The sequence below is a fragment of the Methylobacterium sp. E-045 genome, from assembly GCF_022829685.1.
GTDB lineage: Bacteria > Pseudomonadota > Alphaproteobacteria > Rhizobiales > Beijerinckiaceae > Methylobacterium.
The window spans coordinates 74,421-96,371 of record NZ_JAKSYE010000096.1 but is presented as its reverse complement, the minus strand read 5'-3'; the positions used below and the strand labels follow the sequence as shown (position 1 = coordinate 96,371).

Here is a 21,951-nt window from a genome sequence, read left to right as displayed (position 1 = left end):
GGCTCCGTTGGACGTCGGGTCGGCGTGAGATCCGGACAGGCCATGGCAGGCCGATCGCCGCTCCGAAGGAACGGCGTGAACCAGACTGCGACAGAAGTGTCGAGACAGTCGGCCACAGCAGAACCGACAGACTTTGCCACTACTGATCAGTCACGCGCAGAAACTGTTCAAGATTGCCTTCGTATCATGAGGCACTTGCCGTTTCTGTCAACGGAATGGATTTTCGATTTTCAGCGAAGATCGATGCAAAGTCTTTGGCGACGGGCGCATCGGGGGAGTGAATTTTCGCTCCTCGCACCGGACCGGCCGGACAGGCTCGATCTTCGGCGGACGTGGCGCTCTCCCCGTCTTCGGCTCGGCGGCGCCTCGTGACGGGCGGACTGGCGATGCGCTCCGGCGGTGAACGGCCGTGGTCGCGGGGATGAGGCTCCCCGACCGGTCGGGAGGCCACGCGCCAGTGGGGACGCGGCCTCCCGGTAGTGCCTGAGTGCATTTTCAAGCGAGGTGGATGCCGGCTCGCGTGAAGAAAATGCGACCACACAGCAGGTGAGAGCATTGTCCCGTGATCCATAAAGTACGGACAATGCTCTCGTGTCTCTCACAAAACTCCCGCTGCGCCGCCGTCCTCAGAGCGAGAACCGAGGGTGACCGGGAGTTTTGTGAGGCACTCTTAGTCGACGGCGATCATCACGTCAGAAGATTTGACGACAGCATAGGCTTCGCCGCCCACGGTGAGGCCGAGTGCATCCACCGATTCGTTGGTAATCGAGGCGGTGACGACGGTGCCGTCGGCGATCTCGATCTTCACATGGGCGGTGGTGGCGCCCTTCTCGACGGCGACGACCTTGCCCTTGAGGGTGTTGCGCGCGCTGATCTTCATGGTGTTTTCCTTAATTACTGTGCAGAAGTAGGGCCGAGGATGGTGAAGCCCTGGGCTTCGAAGAAGGGCCTGGCTTCTGCTCCCTTGAGGAAGTCAAGGAACTTGGCGGTGCCCTCCCCCTTAGCCTCGGCCGTGACGGCGAACGGGTACACCACCTTTGAGTGGCTGTCCGCAGGAAATACGCCCACCACCTTCACCCCCGGATCGGACCTGGCGTCGCTCTCGTAGACCACGCCAAGCCGCGCCTCCCCGCGCGAGACCAGCAGCAGAGCGGCCCGCACGTTGTCGGCCTGGGCGAGGCGCGGCTGCAGACCTCCCCACAGGCCGAGCTTCTCGAGGGCGGCCACGGCCTTCGGCACCGATCTGGTCCGCGCTTACCGCGCCATCGAGGCGGCGGCGGCCGAGGCTGCAACACCGCTCCTCGACGGGTTCGACGGGGAGACGGTCACGCCCGGCGACGGCGAGGGCGCGCCCGCCGGACGCACCGGATGAGGGCGCGCAGCCGGGCCGAAACCGGGATCAGGGGCGGCTCGCGCGCCGCCGGTCGATCTCGAGGGCTGCGTCCACGACGGCCTCACCCGCGAAGTGATGGAGCATGTGGCCGAGGCCATGCAGCCACCGGAAGGTCGCGTCCGGGATCAGGCGCGCGGCCAGCCGCCCGTGCATCAGCGGGTTGGTGACGATGTCGGCGCTGCCGCACAGGACGGCCACGGGGACGCGGCAGGCCGCGTAGGAGAGCGCGCTGCGGGACAGGTCGCTCCACAGCATGTTGGCGTTCTCGCCATCGGCGACGAGGCGGCGGGACTGGCCCGCAAGGCCGAAGGGGAACTCGGCGGCGAAACGCGCCGGCATCGCCTGCGGCAGGAACATGGCCCGCCACAGCAACGGCATCAGCATCGCATCGCTGCCGGCGAGCATCCGCGACAGCGTCTCCCCGCCCAGGGGGCAGGCGCGGGGCCCGAACAGGAGCTGTTCGAGGCGCAGCTCGGGAAAGCAGATCGGCGAGACGGTGACGACGCCGCCCGCCTCGTCAGGATAGGCCATGCCGAGGGCGAGGCAGACGGCTCCGCCGAAGGAATGGCCGACGAGGACCGGACGCCGGAGCCCCAAGGCCCGCGCGACGTCACGGACGATCCGGGCCTGCCGCCAGACCGACGCATCGTTCAGGCGGACATGCTCGCTCTCGCCATGGCCGGGCCGGTCGATGGCGACCACGTGAAAATGGCGCGACAGCACCTCCATCGGGCCGAGCCACATGTCGTCCAGGGTCATGACAGCGCCGTGGACGAGGATCAGGTCCGGGCCCGACCCCGCCTCCACATAGGCGATCCTCGGCCCGTCCGGGATGTCGAGGAAGCGGCGCGGCGGCCTGTCCGCCCGGACCGGCACCGCCGGGGAAGACGCATACGGTCGGGACTGGCCGTCGATCGCTCCCGCCATCTCAGAACCGCCTTCGCGGGGACGACTTGCGGCCGAGAAGCACGGCGGCAGTGGCGGCGAGGCCCGCCACCGCGCTCAGGGTCACGAGGGGATGCAGGGTCGCCCGCGTGTAGGCGCTCGACCGCATGACGGGAAACGGCGGGGAGCCCCTCACCTCGCCGGCGCCGCGGGGAGCATGCAGGGCCCCCTCGGCATGCTCCGCCGGCTCGGATCGCTTCTGAAGCGCGATGATGGCGGAGGCCAGCCGGTCGTAGGCACCGGGGGCGAATTCCTTGCCCATGACGAACAGTTTGCCGCCGCCGCCGACGATGATGTCGCGCTGGCCATGCACCGCCGCGTGAAGGATGGCGTTGGCGACCTCCTCGGGCGGATAGATCGGCGGCGGCAGGGTCGGCCGCCGGTCCATGTAGTTGCGGGCCCGGTCGGGGAGCGGGGTGTCGATGGAGGCGGGCTTGATCAGCGTCACGGTGACCGGCGCATCCTCCGCGATCAGTTCCATCCGCAGGGTATCGGTGAAGCCCTTCACCGCGTGTTTCGAGGTCGCGTAGAGGCCCTGGAACGGGAAGGCGAGGTCGGAGGCGATGCTGCCGACATTGACGAGCGCGCCCCCGCGCCGGCGCAGGTGCTCGACCGCGATCAGGGAGCCGTTCACCGTGCCCCAGAGGTTCGTCCGGATGAGGCGTTCGTGGTCCTCCTGGGCGATGGCCGAGAGCGGCCCGTAGACCGTGAGGCCGGCGACGTTCACCCAGGTGTCGAAACCGCCGAAGGTGGCGATGGCGGCGTCGGCGATGGCCTGGACATCCTCGCGACTCCCGACATCGGCGACGACGGAGACGGCTCGGCCGGGGCCTCCGAGTTCCCCACAGAGTCTGGCGAGGACATCCCCGCTCCGTGCGGCGAGGACGACGCGCGCCCCCCGCCCGGCCGCCATGCGGGCCGTGGCGAGGCCGATGCCGCTCGACGCACCCGTGATGACGATCACCTGCTCGCGCAGGGGCTTATGTTTCATCGGCGGGGATTCCCGGTCTCTGCTTGGTCTGGATGGATCTCCGGACCTACGCACGAGCGGGGGATGCGTTGCCGATGGCGCCAGCCTGCGCGGTTTTCACGCGCGCCGTCGCGTCAGCCGCCGGTGAGGCTCTCGGCGAAATCATCGGGCACCTCGCCGAACTGGCCGAGGATCGTCGCGCTCTCGAGCTCGCCGGTCTCGTCGTCGGCCACCACCTTCAGGGCGGCGGTGCCGGGCATGCGGCCGGACATGGCCTCCGCCTTCTTCAGGGCGCCGCTCTCGGTGGGCGCGACCTCGCGGTCGCCGGGCACGAGGCGCTTGCGCTTGATCACGAAGGTCTGGACCACGAACGTCGTCTTCAGGGCCATTGCCATCTCCGTGGGCCGCGCCGCCCTCCCTGCCTCATAGGCCGGGCGCGGACGCCTTACCAGAGACGGATCAGGCCGTAGCCGACACGCGCATCCACGACCGCGAAGCCGAGGAGGCCGATGATCGAGAGGCTGGCACGGAACACCGCCGGGCCGAAAGCGCTGGAGAACAGGAAGAGACCCGCCAGGATCAGGTTGACATGCTGGGCCGCCTGGTCGGCGACGCGGCGCACCGGCTCGGGCAGCCAGGGCTGAAGGATGCCGTAGCCGTCGAGGCCCGGAAGCGGCATCAGGTTGAGGATGATGGCTGTGCCCTGGAACAGGGCGGAGACGGCGAGCACCGCCCGAAGCGTGTCGGATTCCTCGCCCGCGAGGGAATACAGCAGGGCGAGGGCGAGGAGGACCAGGCCGTTCATCGCCGGGCCGGCCGCCGACACGGCGGAGACCCAGACTTTGCTCCGCAGCAGATGGGTGTTCACGAACACGCGCCCGCCGGGAAACCCGATTCCGCCGAGGATCGTGAACAGCAGCGGCAGGACGATGGAGGAGAGCGCGTCGGCGTAGAGCCGCGGGTCAAGGGTGAGGTAACCGGTCCGCGGGATGTCGGCATCGCCCCCTTTCCAGGCGACGAAGGCATGACCAAATTCGTGCAGGCACAGGCTGAGCAGCCAGCCGGCCATCACGAAGACGAACGCCGCACCCGAGCCCTCCACGGCGCCGGTGCCGATGGCGAGGCCGGTCCCGAGGAAGATCAGGGCGATGAGCAGGAAGTTCGCGCTGGGGCCGACCGGCATGGTGGCTGCGCGAAGCTGGCTTGGCGGAAGCTCTGACGACATCTCACCCCCGATGGTGTCTCGGACCGAAGGACGCGCGGCGGCGGGTGGAGATCCCGAATTCCGCCATGTCCGACCGTCTTCTACGCTCTCAGCCCCGCGCGCGGCACCGTCGCATCGCGGGCGCTTCGTGCGCATGACACGATAAGAGGGGGGTCTCAACAGCGCGCCGCCCCCCGACCGCCCTTTCCATCCACCATTCCATCATCGAAGCGCCCTGAATGACCCTGCTCCGCGTCATCCTGCTCGTCGCCTTCGGGTTGACCGCCTCGCTCCTCGGCGCCCTGTTCCTGTTCCAGCGCCATCTCATCTATCCGGGCGCCTTCGGAGCCGGTCTCGCCGAGGGCGAACGCCGGGTCCCGGCCGGGACGGAAGCGGTCGCCGTGACGACGGCCGACGGCCGCCGTCTCTACGGCTTGTGGCGGGCGCCCGAACCCGGACACGGCGTGGTGCTGACCTTCCACGGCAACGGCTCGCTGCCCGAGCCGCATGCCGCGCGGTTCTCCAGCGGGGTCTGGCGCGAGGCCGGCTGGGGCACCCTCGCCATCGCCTATGGCGGCTATCCGGGCTCGGCCGGCTCCCCGAGCGAGGCCAGCCTGATCGAGGACGGGATGGCCGCCTACCGCTTCGTGCGTGACCGCGCCCCGGATGCGCCCATCCTGCTCCACGGTCATTCCATGGGGGCGGCGGTGACCGTGGCCGTGGCCGCGCGCGAGCCGCATCTCGGCCTCTATCTCGAAGCGCCCTTTGTCTCCCTCGCCCGCCTCGTGGCCGAGCATTTCCCTCTGCTGCCCGGGCTGCTCCTGCGCGATACCTGGCGTTCGGACCGCCGCATCGGCGCCGCGGCGGGGCGGATCCTCATCGTCCACGGCACCGACGATCCCGTCATTCCCGTGGCGCATGGGCGCGACCTCGCGGCCCTCGCCGGGACGAGGGCACGCTTCGTCGCCGTGCCGGGCGATCACGTCTCGCTCCTCGGCCAGCGCGATGCGGAGGCGGAAGCGACGTTCCGTCCCGTCAGGAGCGGCGAGCCCAATCCGGCGATGCCGCGTTGATACCCGCAGGATGGGAGACGGGGATTTGGGACGACGCGCCCGGCAATGGCGGGAGGACGAGGACAACGCGGACCGACCGGCCGGTCCCGCGATCTGCCCGCTCTGCGAGAGGCCGATCCCGCCCCGCGCCAAATCGAGCCTGCATCACCTCACACCCAAGCTGAAGGGCGGCGCGAAAGCCGGCACCGTCCGCCTGCACCAGATCTGCCATTCGGCGATCCACGCCCGCTACAGCGAGGCCGAGATCGCCCGGCGTCTGGCCGATATCGCGGTCCTGCGGGCCGATCCCGAGATCAGCGGCTTCCTCGCCTGGGTGCGCACCAAGCCGGACGATTTCCACGCCGCCACGCGGATGACGCGGGCTCGCAAGCTCTCGCGCCGCAAGGTTTCCTGACGCCCCGCCATCCGGGGGCCCCGCCGGAGCGGACCGACGTGGCCGCTGCCGGGTCGTCGGGCGCGTTGACATCCCTCGTGAGACGGCGGGTCTTTTTCTTTAGAACAATTCGTCTTTGTTGCCCTGGAAGCACGCTGCTTGAGCAACGATTCCCAAGTCCTTGCCGAAATTCATGTAATAAATTATTCGCTTTCGTATACACGAAGTCGATCCCAAAATATTTGACTCATCGATGCGCTGGCTGCGAGCCAAAAACTCGCATGCCTGTCGCAACAACAGGAATGCAACGGTGCGTAAGCGCGTCTCGACACTGGCAACAACCCTGAGTTACTCGGCAATCGGCGCCGCCTCGCTCGGACTCGCTTGGATCGGATCGTCATCGAGCGCCTGGGCGCAGACGGCGGTGCGGCTGGACGAGCTTTCGGTGGAAGCCTCGGCCGGCGGCGCGGGACGGGGCGCCCAGGGGTCGGGGCGCCTCGGAGACCTGCCGCCCCCCTATGCCGGCGGTCAGGTCGCCCGCGGCGGGTCCCTCGGGATCCTCGGGACCAGGGATGTGCTGAACACGCCCTTCAGCACCGTCAACTTCACCCAGCAGGTGATCCAGGACCAGCAGGCGCGCACCGTCGCCGATACGCTCATCAACGATTCCTCGGTGCGCCTGACGACGGGCAGCAACGGGTTCGACGACACGTTCCAGATCCGCGGCTTCGACGTCCCGTCCCAGGATGTCGGCCTGAACGGCCTGTACGGACTGGTTCCCTCCAACCGCGTGGCGGCACAGTACATCGAGCGCATCGAGCTGCTCAAAGGGCCGGGCGCCTTCATGTACGGCATCCCGCCGGGCGGCAGCGTCGGCGGCAGCATCAACATCGTGACCAAGCGCGCGCTCGATATCCCCTTCGTGCGCGTCACGCCGCAATTCATCAGCGACGGCAATTTCGGCGTCCATGTCGATGCGGGCACACGCGCCGGCGAGAATAAGGAATGGGGCATCCGCTTCAACGGCCTGGGCCGGACCGGCGAGGCCTCGATCAACGGCGGCGACGTTCAGAGCGGTATCGGCGCCCTCTCGCTCGATTATCGCGGCGAGCGCCTGCGCTGGGCCCTCGATATCATCTCCCAGAACGACGACACCAAGAACTTCCGGCCGCAGATGACCCTGCAATCGGATATCCCCTTCATTCCCCAGCCGCCCAATGCCCGGAGCAACTGGTATCCGGGGACGCTGCTCAAGCAGCGCGACAACACCGTCGCCTCCTTCGTGGAATACGACCTCACGGATTGGCTGACCGCCTATGGCGGCCTCGGCTATCGCGCCGGCTCCAATCAGCAGACCTTCCCGGATTCCCGCGTCTTCGGGTACTCCAGCGGCGCCGACGCCCTGGGCAACTTCCGGCTCATCAACGCCTTCTACGATTCCGACAGCAGCACGATCAGCGGCAATGCCGGCGTGAAGGCCCGGTTCGACACAGGGTTCATCAATCATTCGCTGAACTTCGTCTTCACGGGGTTCACTCGGGAGGACGGCTTCGCCTATGTCTCGAACACACCGGATGAATCGGTGCCGTCGAACATCTACCGTCCGGTCCCGCTTCCCGTGGTCACCGGCGCGCGCCTCAACCCCCAGCGCTATGCCGACACGTCGCTGACGAGCGTCGCCGTCGTCGACACGATGTCGGTCCTCGACGACCGTATTCTGCTCACCGCCGGCGTGCGCTACCAGATGGTGAACCAGAAGAGCTACGACACCGTCACCCAGGCTCGGACGAGCGAATACGACGCCGATGCCACGTCGCCCCTCGCCGGCATCGTCATCAAGCCCTGGCAGAACGTCTCCCTCTACGCGAACTACGCGGAAGGACTGACGGCGGGCACCATCGTCGCCCCCGGCTTCAGCAATGCGGGCGCGATCCTCAGTCCCTACAAGTCGGATCAGCAGGAAGTCGGGATCAAGGTCGATTGGGGGACCATCACCACGACGGCTGCGCTCTTCCAGATCAGCCGACCCAACCAGGCCGTGTCCGCCACGAACGTGGTGGCCTATAACGGCGAGCAGCGTAACCGGGGCCTGGAACTGTCGGCCTACGGCGCCATCGCGCCGAGCCTGCGCGGGTTCGCGAGCGCGACCTTCCTGCGTCCCGAACTGACCAAGCCGGACGATCCGCTCCAGCGCGGAAACGATGCCTCCGGGGTGCCCGACCTCACCGCGTCCGCCGGCCTCGAATGGGACACGCCCTGGGTACCGGGCCTCTCCCTCAACGGCCGGGTGATCTACACGTCGGGTCCCTACCTCACCAACGCCAACACCCTGCGCTTCCCCGACTGGACCAGGGTCGATCTCGGCCTGCGCTATGCGACACTGGTCTATGACAGGCCCATCACCTTCCGGTTCAACGTCGAGAACATCGCCGACAACCGGTACTGGCTCACGACGGGCACCTTCGTGACCGTCGCATCGCCCCGGACCTTCATTCTGTCCGCCTCCCTCGATTTTTGAGGGAGCAGCCTACGCGGCATTGCGTTGACCGGGCGTTCGGCATGGATCAAGGACGACCGCATCGGAGCCACCTGGCGTTAACCCCGGATCGGCCATGCTCGTCCCCGGATATCGACGGAGTGCAGCTTTGGCGCCAGCGACCCAGCTCCCAGGCTCCGAGGAGGCCCTGAGACTCGCCTGGGTCGATGTCGCCAAGGGCCTGTGCATCGTCCTCGTGGTGATGATGCACTCGACCCTCGGCACCGGTAACGAGATGGGCGGCGAGGGCTTCCTCCACACCGTGGTCGCCTTCGCCAAGCCGTTCCGCATCCCCGATTTCTTCCTCCTGTCGGGTCTGTTCGTCGGGCGGGTGATCGACCGGGACTGGCGCCTCTTCGCCGACCGGCGGGTCGTCCATTTCGCGTATTTCTACCTGCTCTGGGTCCTCATCCAATCGGCGGTGAAGTACGGCCAGATCGTCGACGGCGCCGGGCCGGGGGCTTTCCTCGCCCATCTCGCCCACGCTTTGGTGGAGCCCTATTCCACCCTCTGGTTCATCTACCTGCTCGCCGTGTTCTCGGTGCTGACGAAGCTCCTGCGGGGCCTGCATCCGGCGCTCCTCCTCGGGGGAGCCGCCCTGCTCCAGAGCATTCCCCTCGAAGGATATTCGGATCTCGTCACCGAATTCTGCAGCCGCTACGTCTGGTTCGTCGCCGGCTATCTGTTCGCGGACCGGATCTTCCGGTTCGCCGGCCTCGTCCAGCGCCACCCCCTCGCCGCCCTCGGAGGCCTCGCGGCCTGGGCCGTGGTGAACGGCGTCTTCGCCTTCACCGCCACCAGACACGAGACCTTCCCGACCCTGGCGAGCCTGCCCGTCGTCAGCCTCGCCCTCGGCGGGGCCGGCGCCCTCGCCATCGTCGCCACCGGCGCGCTCCTCACCCTCGCCGGCGGGCCGGTGACGGCGGCGCTCAGAGCCTGCGGCGAGCGCTCGATCGTCATCTACCTGGCGTTCTTCCTGCCCATGGCGGCCACGCGGACGCTCATCGTGAAGACCGGCGCCATCACCGATATCGGGCTCGCCAGCCTCGTCGTGACGATCGTCGCCGTGCTCGTCCCCCTCGCCATCGAGCGGGTGGTGCGCCACACGCCCTTCGTCTTCCTGTTCCGCCGCCCGGCGGCGTTCCACATCGTCGCCGAGACGCCACCGCGATCCGCCAGGACGGCGGCGGCGCGCTGAATTCAGGCCTGGTCGTCGATGTAGCGGGAGGCGATCATCGAGGCGGCGGTACGGTTCTCGACGCCGAGCTTGGCGTAGATGCTCTCCAGATGCTTCGTCACCGTGCGCGGCGACAGGCCGAGGATCTCGCCGATGTCGCGGCTCGCCTTGCCGCGCGACAGCCAGAACAGCACGTCGGCCTCGCGGGCGGTGATCGGCAGGTTGCCGCGCAGGCGCTCGATCCCGCTGGCCGAGGCATCGCGGGAGAGGCGCAGCAGCACCTCGTCGCCGGTGGTGCCGATGAGGCTGAGACTGTGGGCGCTCCCCTCCGCATCCAAGAGGACGACGGCGGCGGCATTGCCGCCCTCGAGTTGCTCGGCGAGCCAGGCGCGGCCGGTCTCCGGCAGGCGCGCGCCCCCGTCGCCGAGCTTGGCCAGCACGCGGGCGGCCTGCGGCGTGCTCCACAGGACGACACCCTGTCGGTCCACGGCGAAGAGCGTGCGGCCGGTGGTGTCGAGGGCGGCCCGCGCGCTCTGGGCCGCCCGCGCACTCGCCAGATGCACGCGGATGCGGGCCAGGATCTCGTCGGGGGCGATGGGCTTGGTGACGTAGTCGCTGCCGCCCGCCTCCAGTCCCTTCACGATATGCTCGGTCTCGGACAGGCCGGTCATGAAGATCACCGGCACCAGGGCGAGGTCGCTGCGCGCCTTCAGGCGGCGGCAGGTCTCGAACCCGTCCATGCCGGGCATCATCGCATCGAGCAGGATGATGTCGGGGGTGATCTCCTCCACCAGCGCCAGGGCGAGGTCGCCGGCCACCGCCACCAGGACGGTGGCGCCGGAGCGCTCGATCGCCTCGGTGAGGAAGCTCAGGGTCTCGGGGGAATCGTCCACGACGAGGACGATGTCGCGCTGCATCTCAGCCATCGCGCATCCCTTCGAGGACGCGCACGTAGCGCCGGAGGTCGTAGGAGGCGACGAGACCGCGCATCTGCGCGGCGATCTCGGCGGGGATGGCGGTCTGGTCTTCGAGTTCCGCGAGCTTGGCCTCGATGCCGCGGACATGGCCGATGCGGCCGAGGCGGATCAGCTCGGCGATGTGGTCCTGGCGCAGGGATTCCCCGCCATTCCCGCTCCTCGGCGAGACCTGCGCCACGGCGGGTGGAGGCGGCGCGGGCTGGCCCAGAGCCAGCAGCCGCTCGATGCGCTCCAGGAAGTCGCGCAGATCGAAGGGTTTGGGGATGATCTCGTCATGCGGGGCGTCGTCGCCCCGGATCGGGCTGATCTCGTGGACGTTGGCGGACATGATGGCGATACGGGACGAGAGCCCGCCATCGCGCAGGGCCTTGGCCACGGCCCAGCCGCTCATTCCCGGCATGGCGATGTCGAGGAGGATGATGTCGGGCCGCCGCTCCATCGCCTGCGCCAGGCAATGCGGCCCGTCGGGGGATTCCAGCACGACGAGGCCGAGGGGTTCGAGCACGTCGCGCATGAGCGCACGATGCGCGGAATCGTCGTCGGCCACCAGGACCACGCGGGGCGGCCCGTCATGGGCCGGCCTCGCCTGTCGATGGCCGCCGGCGGGCTCGGGCGCCTCCACGGGCCTGGGACCGGCGGGCCGATGCATCGAGGCGAGCATGAGCCGGAGGCTGAAACAGGTGCCGCGTCCGACCTCGCTGGTGACGGTGATCTCGCCGCCCATCACCTGGGCGAGGAGATGGGCGATGGTGAGCCCGAGCCCCGTGCCGGGCGTGTTGCGCGCCGCCGGCAGGGAGCCGCGCTCGAAGGGCCCGAAGATCCGCTGCAGGTCGCCCTCGGGGATGCCGAGGCCGCTGTCGCGGATCGAGAACACCGCCACCTGGCTGCGATAGCTCATCTCCAGGGCGACCCAGCCGTTTTCCGTGAACTTGATCGCGTTGGAGAGGAGGTTGAGGAGGATCTGGCGCAGGCGCTTCTCGTCCGCCGCCACCACGGCCGGCAGCATGGGCGGGCGCGAGAACCGGAATTCGAGGCCGGCGGCGTTGGCCTGGAGCCGGACCATGTCGACGATCTGGTCCAGGAAATCCACGAGGCGGAACTCGTTGCGGTGGATCTGGAGACGCCCCGCCTCCATGCGGGAGATGTCGAGGAGCCCGTCGATCAGGCCCGACAGGTGCTGGGCGCTGCGCCGGATGACGCGGATGCCGTTGCGGCGGGCCATGGGGATGCCGTCGTCGCCCTCCAGCAATTGCGCGTAGCCGAGGACGGCGTTGAGCGGGGTGCGCAGTTCGTGGCTCATGCCCACCACGTAGCGGCTCTTGGCGAGGTTGGCGGCCTCCGCCGTCTCCTTGGCCTGCTGCAGCTTGGCGTCGGTGATCTTGTGGGCCTCGATCTCGGCCTCGTACAGGGCGGTCTGGCGAGCGGTCTCCTCCTGCGCCACGCGGCGGCTCTCCTGGGCGAGGACGAACAGCCAGGCGACGATGCCGAGGATCACCACGAGGATGAAGAACACGCTGGTCAGCGCCGCGCGCAGGGTCTCGCCGTGCTCGGGCTGGGCGGCGGCGATGCCGGCATGGACGATCCCGAGGATCAGCCCGATCACCGACACCAGCGTGAGCATCAGGGCGAGGTAGCGGCCCAGCGGCGCCCCGATCCAGGCGGCGGTCCTGGCCGGCATGATCCGGGTCAGGGCGCTCTGGGCCTGCGCCTCCAGACGGCCGTGCGGCTTGCACAGGTCGCCGCAGCGGGCGTCGAGCGAGCAGCAGAGCGAGCAGATCGGCCCGGCATAGGCCGGGCAATGGGACATGTCCTCCCCCTCGAACGGATGTTCGCAGACGGTGCACTGGATCTCCGGGCGGCCGCCCCAATCGGCGATGGCGGGCCTCGCCAGATAGTAGCGCCCGCCGGTGGCGAAGGCGATGGCGGGCGCCGCGGCGAAGGCGGTGACGAGGGAGAGCAGCGGCGCGAAGTTCTGGAGCCCCGCGCCGAGCAGACCCGCATGGGCGAGGAAACCGGCGAGCAGCGCCAGGGCCGAGGCGCCGGTGCCCACCGGGTTCACGGCATAGAGATGCGCCCGCTTGAACTCGATGCCCGGCGGCGACAGCCCGAGGGGCTTGTTGACGGCCAGATCCGCCGCGAGCGCACCGACCCAGGCCGACACCACCACCGCGTAGAGCGAGAGCGTGCTGACCAGGGTCTTGTCGATGCCGAGTTCCATCAGCAGCAGCGCGATGGCGACGTTGAAGACGAGCCAGACCACGCGCCCGGGATGGCTGTGGGTGAGGCGCGAGAAGAAGTTCGACCAGGCGATGGAGCCGGCATAGGCATTGGTCACGTTGATCTTGAGCTGCGAGATCACCACGAACAGGCCGGTGAGGAGCACCGCCCCCTCCCGCGACGGCATGACGTAGCCGAAGGCGACCACGTACATCTGCGTCGGCTCGGCCGCCTGTTCGTGCGGTACGCCCTGCCCCAGGGCCAGCACCGCCAGGAAGGCGCCCAGCATCATCTTGAACATGCCGGGCAGGATCCAGCCCGCGCCGGCCCCGAGCACGGCGAGCCACCAGCGCGGATTGCTCCCCGATTCCGACGTCTCGGCCGGCGGCACGAAGCGCAGGAAATCCACCTGCTCGCCGATCTGGGCCAGCAGCGCCAGGAGGATGCCGGAGGCGAGGCCGAACTGGGCGAGATCGAAGCCGGAGATCGGGTAGCCCAGGACCGTGGAGATCGAGCCGACCGCTTCAGAGGCTCCCGGATAGGACAGGAGGTCACTGAGGGCGGGGCCGCCCTTCCACGCGATGAAGCCGAGCGGCAGGAGGTTGAGCGCGATCCAGAGCGGCTGTGTCCAGATCTGGAACCGGCTGATCAGGCTGATGCCGTAGACGACGAGGGGGATCACCACCACCGCGCTCACGACGTAGCCGATCCCCAGCGGCAGGCCGAGGCAGAGCTGGAGCGCCAGAGCCATGATCGACGCCTCGATGGCGAAGAACAGGAAGGTGAAACTCGCATAGATCAGCGAGGTGATGGTGGAACCGAGATAGCCGAACCCGGCCCCGCGGGTGAGGAGATCGATGTCGACGCCGTAGCGCGCGGCATAGAGGCTGATCGGCACGGCGGTGGCGAAGATCAGCACGCCCACGAACAGCACCGCCGTCACGGTGTTGGTGAAGCCGGTGGCCAGCACCAGGGTGCCGCCGATCGCCTCCAGCGCCAGGAACGAGAGCGACCCCAGCGCCGTCTGCGCGACCTGCAGGCTCGACCAGCGCCGCGCCTTCTTCGCGGTGAAGCGAAGGGCGTAATCCTCGAGCGTCTCGTCCGCGACGAAGCGGTTATAGGCCCGCCGGATCGGAGGAATCTGCTGGCGGCCGCTCATGGGGTCGTTCAGTCTGCCCGGTCAGCGTCAAGTGTGAGGAAGGCCGGCCCGCGCGGTCGCGGGAACACGGCGGTCGATGAGCAATCCCCGTGCCGCGGGGCCCGGAAACATTGGTACACCAGGAGAGCCGCGTCGAGGCCTCCCTTCACAGGGAGGGCATGCCCCGCGCGGGAAAGATCGTCCTCCGGGGCACGGGGAAGGCGACGCGCATATCCTCCGCCCTACGCAAAACAGCGTATATGCTGCGCCGCGCCATCCCGCCTAGCTTCCGCCATCCGCAACGGCCCGCCTCATGCAGGAGCCGGCGGGATATCTCGTGGAAGGGGTTCACGCACGATGGCAGCCGACAACGAGCACGGACCGCACTCGGCCCTGCGTCGCAAACTTCTGATGGGTCTGGCGAGCATTCCGGCCATGGCCATGATGCCGCGCAGCGCCTTCGCTGCGGCCCCTCCGACCTCGGCGGTGAACACCACCGGGCTCGCGGTGACCGATACCGAAGTCACCGTCGGCATCCTCCACTCGGCCACCGGCACCATGGCGATCTCCGAGACCGGCTCGATCCAGGCGGAGAAGCTCGCCATCGCCCAGATCAACGAGATGGGCGGCGTGCTGGGCCGCAAGATCAAGGTCATCCAGGAGGACGGCGCCTCCGACTGGCCGACCTTCGCCGAGAAGGCCAAGAAGCTCCTCGTCAACGACCATTGCGCCGCCGTGATGGGCTGCTGGACCTCCGCCTCGCGCAAGGCCGCGCTGCCGGTCTTCGAACAGTATAACGGCCTGCTCTACTACCCGACCTTCTACGAGGGCCTGGAGCAGTCCAAGAACGTCATCTATACCGGCCAGGAAGCCACGCAGCAGATCCTCGAATCGCTGAACTGGGTCACCAAGGAGAAGGGCGCCAAGACGTTCTTCTTCATCGGCTCGGACTACATCTGGCCGCGCACCTCGAACAAGATCGCCCGCAAGCACATCGAGAACGTGCTCAAGACCAAGGTCGTCGGCGAAGAATACTTCCCGCTGGGCCACACCCAGTTCAACTCGGTGATCAACAAGATCAAGCTCACCAAGCCCGACGTGATCTTCACCGACGTCGTCGGCGGCTCGAACGTGGCGTTCTACAAGCAGCTCAAGGCAGCCGGCATCGATCTCTCGAAGCAGACCCTGCTGACCATCTCCGTCACGGAAGACGAGATCGACGGCATCGGCGGCGACAACATCGCGGGCGCCTATTCCTGCATGAAATACTTCCAGTCGCTCAAGAACGCCAACAATGAGAAGTTCGTCGCAGCCTTCCACAAGATGTGGGGCGAGAAGACCGTGATCGGCGACGTGACCCAGGCCGCCTATCTCGGCCCGTTCCTGTGGAAGATGGCCTGCGAGAAGGCAGGTTCCTTCGATGTGGACAAGGTGGTGGCGGCCTCCCCGGACATCGAGTTCAAGGAGGCCCCCGAGGGCTACGTCAAGATCCACCCAAACCATCACCTCTGGTCGAAGACCCGCGTCGCCAAGGCCCTGCCGAGCGGCCAGTTCGAGATCGTCTACGAGAGCCCCGCGCTGATCGAGCCGAACCCCTTCCCCAAGGGCTACCAGTAGCACTGCGCCCCCTCCCCCTCGTGGGGAGGGGTTAGGGCGGGGGTGGTCGGGTGACCCTCGCGGGCCAGAGGCCGGCGGATCCACCCTCACCCCGGCCCTCCCCACAAGGGGAGGGAGCGTGCCCTTCTCGGGGGAGCGCTGCGCCACGCCTGATCGGCCTGATGCTTGCAAAGCAGACATCGGATTCTTCGGAAGGTCGGAAATATGTTCGGTGACTATTCCCTCGGCGATCTCGGCGCGATCTTCGCGATGCAGGGCTTCGCCGGCCTGATCCTGTTCTCGGTCTACGTGCTGATGGCCCTCGGCCTCGCGGTCATCTTCGGCCAGATGGGCGTGATCAACATGGCGCATGGGGAGTTCATGATCCTCGGCGCCTACGTCACCTATCTGTGCTCGACCTTCTTCCAGACGCACCTGCCCGGCCTGTTCGGCATCTACTTCTTCGTGGCGATGATCCTGGCCTTCCTGGCCTCGGGAGCCCTGGGGATGATCGTCGAATGGACGCTCATCCGCCACCTCTACAAGCGCCCCCTCGATACGCTGCTCGCCACCTGGGGCCTGTCGCTGATCCTGCAGCAATCCTATCGCACCATCTTCGGGGCCCGCGAGGTTGGCGTCGAGCTGCCGTCCTGGCTCATCGGCTCGGTCCAGGTCACCGACACGATCGAGGTGCCGATCAACGGCCTGTTCGTGATGGCGATCACCACCCTCATCACCGTCGGCGTCGGCCTGCTGATGTACCGCTCGCGCTTCGGCCAGCAGGTGCGCGCGGTGATGCAGAACCGCCCCATGGCGGGCGCCGTCGGTATCGATACCGAGAAGGTGGATCGCTACACGTTCGGCCTCGGCTGCGGCATCGCCGGCATCGCCGGCTCGGCCTTCACCATGATCGGCTCCACCGGGCCGACCTCGGGCCAGCTCTACATCGTCGACACCTTCCTGATCGTCGTCTTCGGGGGTGCCGCGAGCCTGCTCGGCACCATCGCCTCGGCCTTCTCGATCTCGCAGACCCAGTCGACCCTCGAATTCTTCCTGTCCGGCTCCACCGCCAAGGTCCTGACGCTGCTCGCCGTCGTCGGGATCCTGATGGTCCGCCCGCAGGGTCTGTTCACCCTCAAGGTCCGGCGCTGAGGAGGCCTACCCGATGACAAGCCCCGTCCAGACCCTGTCGAAGTCGCTCACCGTGAACGACAATCCCTTCATGAAGCCGATGGAGTGGGTGAGCCTCGCACTCCTCGCCGCCTTCATCCTCATCGTCCTGCCGGCGACCCTCGACGCGTTCCGCCTCAACCTGGTGGGCAAGTACCTCACCTACGCCTTCGTGGCGCTCGGCCTCGTCATGTGCTGGGGCTATGCCGGCATCCTGTCTCTCGGACAGGGCGTGTTCTTCGGGCTCGGCGGCTATTGCATGGCCATGTACCTGAAGCTCGAAGCCTCCAGCGTCGAGAACACCAAGATCCAGTCGACGCCGGGCATCCCGGACTTCATGGACTGGAACCAGATCACCGAACTGCCCCTGATGTGGAAGCCGTTCCAGAGCCTGCCGCTGACGCTGATCCTCATCCTCGCCGTGCCGGTCTTCTTCGCCTTCGTCATCGGCTTCGCGATGTTCACCCGCCGGGTCGGCGGCACCTACTTCGCCATCATCACCCAGGCCATCGCCGCCATCCTGACGATCCTCATCGTCGGCCAGCAGGGCTATACCGGCGGCATCAACGGCATCACCGACCTGCGCACCCTGCACGGCTGGGACATCCGTACCGACAGCGCGAAGTTCATCCTCTACTTCCTCAACGGCGGGCTGCTCATCGGCTGCATCCTGGCGGCGCAATACGTGAAGAAGGCCAAGCTCGGGCGCATCCTCCTCGCCATGCGCGACAAGGAGGACCGGGTCCGGTTCTCGGGCTATTCCGTGGCCGGGTTCAAGGTCTTCGCCTTCTGCCTCGCGGCCGGCTTCGCCGCCATCGGCGGGGCGATGTTCACCCTCCAGGTCGGCTTCATGTCGCCGTCCTTCGTCGGGATCGTGCCCTCCATCGAGATGGTGATCTACGCCGCCGTCGGCGGGCGCCTGTCCCTGTTCGGCGCGGTCTGGGGCACGCTCCTGGTCAACTGGGCCAAGACCACCTTCTCGGAGAGCTTCCCCGAGCTCTGGCTCTTCGGCCTCGGCGCCCTGTTCATCGCCGTCGTCCTCGCCTTCCCCAACGGTCTCGCCGGCATCTACCGCAGCTATGTCGAGCCCCGGCTCACCCGCAAGGTGAAGGCCCTGGCGCCCGTGGGGGCGCCCGTCCCCCACGGCACCCCCGCCGAATAGGAGCGCCCTGAGATGAACGCCGCCATCCTGAGCTCGCCGATCATCGGCGAATCCCCCGACGCGAAGGACTTCCTCCTCTCGGTCGAGGCCCTCACCGTCTCCTTCGACGGCTTCAAGGCAGTGAACGACGTGTCGTTCTACGTCGATCCCAACGAGATCCGCGTCATCATCGGCCCCAACGGCGCCGGCAAGACCACGGTACTCGACCTGATCTGCGGGCGGACCAAGGCCAGTGCCGGCTCGATCAAGTTCAAGGGCCAGGAACTCACCAAGATCTCGGAGAGCGCCATCGTCCAGGCCGGCGTCGGCCGCAAGTTCCAGACGCCGTCGATCTACGACGACCTCACCGTGTTCGAGAACCTCGAGATCTCGTTCCCCCGCGGCCGCACGGTCTGGGGGGCGCTCACCTTCAAGCGCGATGCCGAGGTCCGCGACCGCATCCACGAGGTCGCGACGATGATCTTCCTCAAGGACCAGCTCAAGGAGCGGGCGGAGTTCCTCAGCCACGGCCAGAAGCAATGGCTCGAGATCGGCATGCTGCTGATCCAAGACCCGGAACTCCTCATGCTCGATGAGCCGGTGGCCGGCATGAGCGTCGGCGAGCGCATCAAGACCGCCGAGCTCCTCAACCAGATCATCGTCGGCCGCTCGGTGCTGGTCATCGAGCACGACATGAAGTTCGTCGAGGACATCGCCCACCGGGTCACCGTGCTGCACCAGGGCAAGGTGCTCTCCGAAGGCTCGATGGAGCGGGTGAAGAACGACCCGAAGGTCATCGAAGTCTATCTCGGCCACTGAACAGGACCGGCGCCATGCTTCAGACCAGTTCCTCCCCGGCTACCCTCCCGCCGGGGCCCGTCCTCGGCACCGAGCCGATGCTGGCGATCCGCGACCTCCACTCGGCCTACGGCCAGAGCGAGGTGCTGCACGGCCTCGACATCAGCATCGCCCCCGGCGAGATCGTCGCCGTGATGGGCCGCAACGGCATGGGCAAGACCACGCTGATGAAGACCCTGATGGGGATCGTCCCGGTGAAGTCCGGCACCATCACCGTCGACGGTCAGGACATCACCGCCCTCAAGAGCCACCAGCGCGTGGCAGGCGGCCTCGCCTACGTGCCGCAGGGCCGGATGATCTTCTCGGCCATGACGGTGCAGGAGAACATCGAGACGGGCCTGACCGTCACCAAGGAGCGCAAGGTTCCGCAGGACCTCTACACGATGTTCCCGGTGCTGCTGGAGATGAAGGGACGGCGCGGCGGCAACCTCTCCGGCGGCCAGCAGCAGCAGCTCGCCATCGCCCGCGCCTTGGCGAGCCGGCCGAAAGTGCTCCTCCTCGACGAGCCGACGGAGGGCATCCAGCCCTCGATCATCCGCGAAATGGGGCGCACCCTGAAAAAGATCCGCGACGAGCGCGGCCTCTCCATCGTCGTCTCCGAGCAGGTGCTGAGCTTCGCCCTCGACGTCGCCGACCGGGTGCTCGTCATCGAGAACGGCAACATCGTTCACGAGGCGATGCGGGCCGATATCGACGAGGCGCAGGTCGCCCGCTTCCTCTCGGTCTGATTGCGGGGGAGCCTCCGCCCGTCGTTCCGCAACACAGCTCCAGGCAGCCCCCAATGGCGGATTACGAGATCTTCGAGCTCGGCGACTATGTGCTCCAATGCGGCAAGACGCTGCGCGGGGCCAAGCTCGCCTTCAAGACCTTCGGCACGCTCAACGCGGCCAAGGACAACGCCATCGTCTATCCGACCTGGTATTCGGGCCAGCACACGGAGAACGAATGGCTGATCGGCCCCGGCATGGCGCTCGATCCGGACAAGTACTTCATCATCATCCCGAACATGTTCGGCAACGGGCTCTCGTCCTCGCCGAGCAACACGCCCGCCCCCTGGGACGGGCCGCGCTTTCCCAACGTCACGGCCTACGACAACGTCGTCGCCCAGCACCGCCTCGTCACCGAGCATTTCGGCATCGAGACGCTGGTGCTGGTGACCGGCTGGTCGATGGGCGCCCTCCAGACCTACCATTGGGGCGCGCTCTATCCCGACATGGTCCCGCGGATCCTGCCGTTCCAGGGCTCGGCCAAGTGCTCGCGGCACAACTTCGTCTTCCTCGAAGGGGCGAAGGCCGCACTCCAGGCGGACGCCGCCTTTGCGGAGGGCTGGTACACGTCGCCACCGAACAAGGGCCTGCGCGCCTTCGGCCGGGTCTATGCCGGCTGGGGCCTGTCGCAGACCTTCTACCGGATCGAGGCCGACCTGACCCATATGGGCTACGCGTCGCTGGAGGACTTCCTCGTCGGGTTCTGGGAAGGCCTGTTCTACACCCGCGACGCCAACGATCTGCTGGCCATGCTGTGGACCTGGCAGAACGGCGACATCGGCGCCAACCCGGTCTTCAACGGAGATACCAAGGCGGCTCTCGCCGCCATCCGCGCCAAGGCGATCCTGATGCCGGCCTCCACCGACCTGTACTTCCCGCCGGAGGACAACCGGATCGAGGCGCAGTCGATGCCGAACGCCGAGTTGCGGGTGATCGAGACCTGGTGGGGCCATTTTGCCGGCGGCCCCGGCACCAGCCCCGACGACATCGCCACGCTCGATGCCGCCCTGAAAGAGCTGCTCGCGAGCTGAAAGCCGGGCAGCGCCGCAAAAGGGCGCCGCCGGCCATCGTCCACGGCCCGTCGGATGAACCGGCCGGCCCAAACGGGGCGCATGCCCCGACCACCCCAGAGGGAGTCGAACAACGATGGCCGAGACCCTGATCAAGGTCGACCTGACGCAGTCGGCCTACGACAACGACATGGTCCATAACCGCTGGCACCCGGACATCCCGATGGTGGCCATGGTCAAGCCCGGCGACGACTTCATCGTCGAGACCTACGACTGGACCGGCGGCTTCATCAAGAACAACGATTCCGCCGACGACGTGCGCGACATCGACCTGTCCATCGTCCACTTCCTGTCCGGCCCCATCGGCGTCGAGGGGGCCGAGCCCGGCGATCTCCTCGTGGTCGATCTCCTCGACATCGGCGCCAAGCCCGAGAGCCAGTGGGGCTTCAACGGCTTCTTCTCCAAGAAGAACGGCGGCGGTTTCCTCGACGAACACTTCCCCCAGGCCCAGAAGTCGATCTGGGACTTCGAGGGCATGTTCACGAAGTCGCGCCACATCCCCGGCGTGCGCTTCCCCGGCCTGATCCATCCAGGCCTGATCGGCTGCCTGCCCGACCCGAAGATGCTGGAGACCTGGAACACCCGCGAGAAGGCGCTCTACGACACCAATCCCGGCCGTGTGCCGGCGCTGGCCACCCTCCCCTTCGGACCCACCGCCCATATGGGCCGGCTCCAGGGCGAGGCGAAGGACAAGGCGGCGGCGGAAGGTGCCCGCACGGTGCCGGGCCGCGAGCATGGCGGCAATTGCGACATCAAGGATCTGTCGCGCGGCTCGAAGATCTACTTCCCCGTCTACGTGCCGGGTGCCGGCCTCTCCATGGGCGACCTGCATTTCAGCCAGGGCGACGGCGAGATCACCTTCTGCGGCGCCATCGAGATGGCGGGCTGGGTCCATCTCAAGGTCAGCCTGATCAAGGACGGCATGTCGAAATACGGGATCAAGAACCCGATCTTCAAGCCGTCGCCGATGACGCCGAAATTCGACGACCATCTGATCTTCGAGGGCGTCTCCGTCGACGAGTACGGCAAGCAGCATTACCTCGACGTCACCGTCGCCTACCGGCAGGCCTGCCTCAACGCGATCGAATACCTGAAGAAGTTCGGCTATTCGGGCGCCCAGGCCTACTCGATCCTCGGCACCGCCCCGGTCCAGGGCCACATCTCCGGAGTCGTCGACATCCCCAACGCCTGTGCGACCTTGTGGATTCCCACGAAGATCTTCGACTTCGACATCAATCCCGGCGCCGACGGGCCGATCAAGCATATCGACGGCTCGATCCAGATGCCGCTCTCGCCGGATCTGTGAGAGCAAGACCGCGCACTCGTGAAAAGAAGCGCGTCCCCCT

18 protein-coding genes and 1 pseudogene are annotated in these 21,951 nt (G+C 67.4%); 11 read left to right on the top strand and 8 right to left on the bottom strand.

Features of this window, described 5'->3' with window-relative positions; translation table 11 throughout:
• Positions 1 to 670 precede the first annotated feature (670 nt).
• The 6 genes and pseudogenes from MKK51_RS19200 to MKK51_RS19175 all read right to left on the bottom strand — a co-directional run bounded on the left by MKK51_RS19200 (position 671) and on the right by MKK51_RS19175 (position 4,491).
• Positions 671 to 880, bottom strand: a complete 210-nt coding sequence (locus MKK51_RS19200) for a molybdopterin-binding protein (protein WP_243979742.1) — start codon at positions 878 to 880, stop codon at positions 671 to 673.
• Positions 881 to 894: 14 nt separating this feature from the next.
• Positions 895 to 1,224, bottom strand: a pseudogene (gene modA, locus MKK51_RS19195) (molybdate ABC transporter substrate-binding protein); the annotation flags it as partial.
• A gap of 175 nt (positions 1,225 to 1,399) precedes the next feature.
• Complete coding sequence (locus tag MKK51_RS19190) at positions 1,400 to 2,320, bottom strand: alpha/beta fold hydrolase (RefSeq protein WP_243979741.1); 921 nt, start codon at positions 2,318 to 2,320, stop codon at positions 1,400 to 1,402.
• Between the two features lies 1 nt (position 2,321).
• Entirely contained in the window at positions 2,322 to 3,329 is a 1,008-nt protein-coding gene (locus tag MKK51_RS19185) for an SDR family oxidoreductase (protein WP_243979740.1), read from the bottom strand.
• A gap of 113 nt (positions 3,330 to 3,442) precedes the next feature.
• Positions 3,443 to 3,697, bottom strand: coding sequence for a hypothetical protein (locus tag MKK51_RS19180; protein WP_027171111.1), 255 nt, complete (start codon positions 3,695 to 3,697; stop codon positions 3,443 to 3,445).
• A gap of 56 nt (positions 3,698 to 3,753) precedes the next feature.
• Positions 3,754 to 4,491, bottom strand: a complete 738-nt coding sequence (locus MKK51_RS19175; protein ID WP_243979739.1) for a site-2 protease family protein — start codon at positions 4,489 to 4,491, stop codon at positions 3,754 to 3,756.
• Between the two features lie 260 nt (positions 4,492 to 4,751).
• Between MKK51_RS19175 and MKK51_RS19170 the strand changes: the two genes are divergently transcribed.
• From MKK51_RS19170 to MKK51_RS19155, 4 genes are all read left to right on the top strand, one after another.
• The gene (locus tag MKK51_RS19170; protein WP_243979738.1) at positions 4,752 to 5,585 is read left to right on the top strand and encodes an alpha/beta hydrolase; all 834 of its coding nucleotides are present in this window, start codon (positions 4,752 to 4,754) and stop codon (positions 5,583 to 5,585) included.
• A gap of 10 nt (positions 5,586 to 5,595) precedes the next feature.
• Entirely contained in the window at positions 5,596 to 5,979 is a 384-nt protein-coding gene (locus MKK51_RS19165; RefSeq protein WP_243979737.1) for an HNH endonuclease, read from the top strand.
• Between the two features lie 403 nt (positions 5,980 to 6,382).
• Complete coding sequence (locus MKK51_RS19160; RefSeq protein WP_409565728.1) at positions 6,383 to 8,476, top strand: TonB-dependent receptor; 2,094 nt, start codon at positions 6,383 to 6,385, stop codon at positions 8,474 to 8,476.
• 94 nt (positions 8,477 to 8,570) lie between these two features.
• The gene (locus MKK51_RS19155; RefSeq protein WP_243979735.1) at positions 8,571 to 9,692 is read left to right on the top strand and encodes an acyltransferase family protein; all 1,122 of its coding nucleotides are present in this window, start codon (positions 8,571 to 8,573) and stop codon (positions 9,690 to 9,692) included.
• Between the two features lie 2 nt (positions 9,693 to 9,694).
• On the opposite strand, the gene MKK51_RS19150 is transcribed toward MKK51_RS19155, so the two are convergent.
• Positions 9,695 to 10,597: a DNA-binding response regulator gene (locus MKK51_RS19150; protein WP_243979734.1), complete on the bottom strand. Its 903-nt coding sequence runs from the start codon at positions 10,595 to 10,597 to the stop codon at positions 9,695 to 9,697.
• Complete coding sequence (locus tag MKK51_RS19145) at positions 10,590 to 14,024, bottom strand: ATP-binding protein (RefSeq protein WP_243979724.1); 3,435 nt, start codon at positions 14,022 to 14,024, stop codon at positions 10,590 to 10,592. Before MKK51_RS19145 ends, MKK51_RS19150 begins: the two co-directional genes overlap by 8 nt.
• 336 nt (positions 14,025 to 14,360) lie before the next feature.
• Here MKK51_RS19145 and urtA point away from each other — a divergent pair, with 336 nt between their 5' ends.
• The 7 genes from urtA (at position 14,361) to fmdA (ending at position 21,911) form a co-directional block, all read left to right on the top strand.
• Complete coding sequence (gene urtA, locus MKK51_RS19140; RefSeq protein ID WP_243979722.1) at positions 14,361 to 15,620, top strand: urea ABC transporter substrate-binding protein; 1,260 nt, start codon at positions 14,361 to 14,363, stop codon at positions 15,618 to 15,620.
• 204 nt (positions 15,621 to 15,824) lie between these two features.
• Positions 15,825 to 16,751: an urea ABC transporter permease subunit UrtB gene (gene urtB / locus MKK51_RS19135; RefSeq protein WP_243979720.1), complete on the top strand. Its 927-nt coding sequence runs from the start codon at positions 15,825 to 15,827 to the stop codon at positions 16,749 to 16,751.
• Between the two features lie 13 nt (positions 16,752 to 16,764).
• A complete protein-coding gene (gene urtC / locus MKK51_RS19130; protein WP_243979719.1) occupies positions 16,765 to 17,931 on the top strand; it encodes an urea ABC transporter permease subunit UrtC in 1,167 nt (388 codons plus the stop codon).
• A 12-nt stretch (positions 17,932 to 17,943) separates the two neighbouring features.
• Positions 17,944 to 18,729 (top strand): urea ABC transporter ATP-binding protein UrtD, encoded by a 786-nt coding sequence (urtD, locus tag MKK51_RS19125; RefSeq protein WP_018041704.1) that lies wholly within the window; start codon positions 17,944 to 17,946, stop codon positions 18,727 to 18,729.
• 77 nt (positions 18,730 to 18,806) lie between these two features.
• The gene (urtE, locus tag MKK51_RS19120; protein ID WP_243979884.1) at positions 18,807 to 19,496 is read left to right on the top strand and encodes an urea ABC transporter ATP-binding subunit UrtE; all 690 of its coding nucleotides are present in this window, start codon (positions 18,807 to 18,809) and stop codon (positions 19,494 to 19,496) included.
• A gap of 53 nt (positions 19,497 to 19,549) precedes the next feature.
• Positions 19,550 to 20,566 carry an alpha/beta fold hydrolase gene (locus MKK51_RS19115; RefSeq protein WP_243979717.1) on the top strand — a complete coding sequence of 339 codons (1,017 nt, stop codon included), beginning with the start codon at positions 19,550 to 19,552 and terminating at the stop codon, positions 20,564 to 20,566.
• Between the two features lie 115 nt (positions 20,567 to 20,681).
• Positions 20,682 to 21,911: a formamidase gene (gene fmdA / locus MKK51_RS19110; protein WP_243979715.1), complete on the top strand. Its 1,230-nt coding sequence runs from the start codon at positions 20,682 to 20,684 to the stop codon at positions 21,909 to 21,911.
• Positions 21,912 to 21,951: the final 40 nt, after the last annotated feature.

Coding starts and splice junctions, on each gene's coding strand:
- MKK51_RS19200 (WP_243979742.1), bottom strand. CDS start 880: ATGAAGATCAGCGCGCGCAACACCCTCAAGGGCAAGGTCGTCGCCGTC.
- MKK51_RS19190 (WP_243979741.1), bottom strand. CDS start 2,320: ATGGCGGGAGCGATCGACGGCCAGTCCCGACCGTATGCGTCTTCCCCG.
- MKK51_RS19185 (WP_243979740.1), bottom strand. CDS start 3,329: ATGAAACATAAGCCCCTGCGCGAGCAGGTGATCGTCATCACGGGTGCG.
- MKK51_RS19180 (WP_027171111.1), bottom strand. CDS start 3,697: ATGGCCCTGAAGACGACGTTCGTGGTCCAGACCTTCGTGATCAAGCGC.
- MKK51_RS19175 (WP_243979739.1), bottom strand. CDS start 4,491: ATGCCGGTCGGCCCCAGCGCGAACTTCCTGCTCATCGCCCTGATCTTC.
- MKK51_RS19170 (WP_243979738.1), top strand. CDS start 4,752: ATGACCCTGCTCCGCGTCATCCTGCTCGTCGCCTTCGGGTTGACCGCC.
- MKK51_RS19165 (WP_243979737.1), top strand. CDS start 5,596: ATGGGAGACGGGGATTTGGGACGACGCGCCCGGCAATGGCGGGAGGAC.
- MKK51_RS19155 (WP_243979735.1), top strand. CDS start 8,571: ATGCTCGTCCCCGGATATCGACGGAGTGCAGCTTTGGCGCCAGCGACC.
- MKK51_RS19150 (WP_243979734.1), bottom strand. CDS start 10,597: ATGGCTGAGATGCAGCGCGACATCGTCCTCGTCGTGGACGATTCCCCC.
- MKK51_RS19145 (WP_243979724.1), bottom strand. CDS start 14,024: ATGAGCGGCCGCCAGCAGATTCCTCCGATCCGGCGGGCCTATAACCGC.
- urtA (WP_243979722.1), top strand. CDS start 14,361: ATGGCAGCCGACAACGAGCACGGACCGCACTCGGCCCTGCGTCGCAAA.
- urtB (WP_243979720.1), top strand. CDS start 15,825: ATGTTCGGTGACTATTCCCTCGGCGATCTCGGCGCGATCTTCGCGATG.
- urtC (WP_243979719.1), top strand. CDS start 16,765: ATGACAAGCCCCGTCCAGACCCTGTCGAAGTCGCTCACCGTGAACGAC.
- urtD (WP_018041704.1), top strand. CDS start 17,944: ATGAACGCCGCCATCCTGAGCTCGCCGATCATCGGCGAATCCCCCGAC.
- urtE (WP_243979884.1), top strand. CDS start 18,807: ATGCTGGCGATCCGCGACCTCCACTCGGCCTACGGCCAGAGCGAGGTG.
- MKK51_RS19115 (WP_243979717.1), top strand. CDS start 19,550: ATGGCGGATTACGAGATCTTCGAGCTCGGCGACTATGTGCTCCAATGC.
- fmdA (WP_243979715.1), top strand. CDS start 20,682: ATGGCCGAGACCCTGATCAAGGTCGACCTGACGCAGTCGGCCTACGAC.